General features: G+C 42.2%; 1 pseudogene. It reads left to right on the top strand.

From position 1 onward, the window contains the following. Window positions 1-367 (top strand): annotated as a pseudogene (locus IDG63_RS14795) (staphylocoagulase); the annotation flags it as partial.

Below are 367 nucleotides of genomic sequence, written 5' to 3'. Positions count from 1 at the left end.
ATGAAGCGAGACCAAGATTCAACAAGCCAAGTGAAACAAATGCATACAACGTAACGACAAATCAAGATGGCACAGTAACATATGGCGCTCGCCCGACACAAAAAAAGCCAAGCAAAACAAATGCATACAACGTAACAACACATGCAAATGGTCAAGTATCATATGGCGCTCGCCCGACACAAAAAAAGCCAAGCAAAACAAATGCATATAACGTAACAACACATGCAAATGGTCAAGTATCATATGGCGCTCGCCCGACACAAAAAAAGCCAAGCAAAACAAATGCATATAACGTAACAACACATGCAAATGGTCAAGTATCATACGGAGCTCGCCCGACATACAAGAAGTCAAGCGAAACAAACGC

Origin of the sequence: Staphylococcus sp. EG-SA-14, assembly GCF_017151935.1 — a bacterium.
Classification (GTDB): domain Bacteria; phylum Bacillota; class Bacilli; order Staphylococcales; family Staphylococcaceae; genus Staphylococcus; species Staphylococcus aureus.
Note: the sequence above shows the minus strand (reverse complement) of the source record. Positions and strands in the feature narration are given on the sequence as shown.